This is a genomic window from Metabacillus niabensis, assembly GCF_902829255.1.
Taxonomy (GTDB): Bacteria; Bacillota; Bacilli; order Bacillales; family Bacillaceae; genus Metabacillus; species Metabacillus niabensis.
Window position 1 is genome coordinate 1 of sequence record NZ_CADEPK010000181.1, and the last position, 980, is coordinate 980.

At 27.1% G+C, this 980-nt stretch carries 1 protein-coding gene; it reads left to right on the forward strand.

Translation table 11 applies throughout. The annotated features are described in order from the left end of the window. Positions 1-736 precede the first annotated feature (736 nt). A complete protein-coding gene (locus HU235_RS12440) occupies positions 737-919 on the forward strand; it encodes a hypothetical protein (RefSeq protein WP_174880412.1) in 183 nt (60 codons plus the stop codon). Positions 920-980 lie beyond the last annotated feature (61 nt).

The following is a 980-nucleotide window of genomic DNA, read 5'->3' on the forward strand; positions in this document are numbered from 1 at the left end:
AAGTAGAAGAGTAACTAGTAACTAGGAGTAAAAACATTATGAATTAATCATTAATTGATTTTCTAGTTTTAGTCAATAATCAGTCAAAATTCGTACTGGATTCAAATATGGATCCAGTTTTTTGTTATTACTTAGAGAAAAAGGTCTCCATTATTTTATAAATAATCCCCATTCTCCAAAATTGAATCTAGATTCACATTAGACGGTAATCTTTCTTTAATCGTCATTGCAAATAGAACGTTTTTAAATTGCTAATCGTATTGAGATCTTATTGTGAATTTGAAGGTAAGAATAAACTATTATGCGTATAAGTCAATAGAAGTAGCCTGATATTCCTCTAACAATTGACAAATATCCCCCTTTTTTATAAAAAAATCACAGTAAATTGAAGTAAAATGTTGCATATTTTGTAATATTAGTTCGAATTTACCTTGTTTATCCCGATATATTCAATATATCATTAAAATGTCAACATAAAAATATTTCCAATTACTTATATCGATAGTATTTTTAAAAATTAAATATTTAAGTGCATGATTGATTCCTGCAAATATATTAAGGTTTATCATACAAAAGAACTATAGTGCATATTCGACTATTTATATGACTTAAGTCTTTATTTAATGTCGTTGATTCTCCCTTTTAAAAGATACTCCAAATGTAATGTGGCTATTTATAAAAGGGTAATGATAATGGAAGTTTAGTATTTTCATAATTTTAAGGAGGTGAGAATGTAGTGTATAAGAAGTCGATGTTTTTTGTTGTAATATGTGCTTTATTCCTAATTACTGCATGCAAGGCTGATGATTCAGCAAAGTCATCTGATAGTAAGAAAAATGAAGAAAATAATTCTGTACATATTCAAGAGGAAAAAGTAGAACAAAAAACAAATCCAGCAACTGTAGAAGTTGTGAAATAAGTGCTTATAAAAGGAGGGACAATATGAATAAGAAAGTCTATCGATCGAAAAAAGTTAGTAT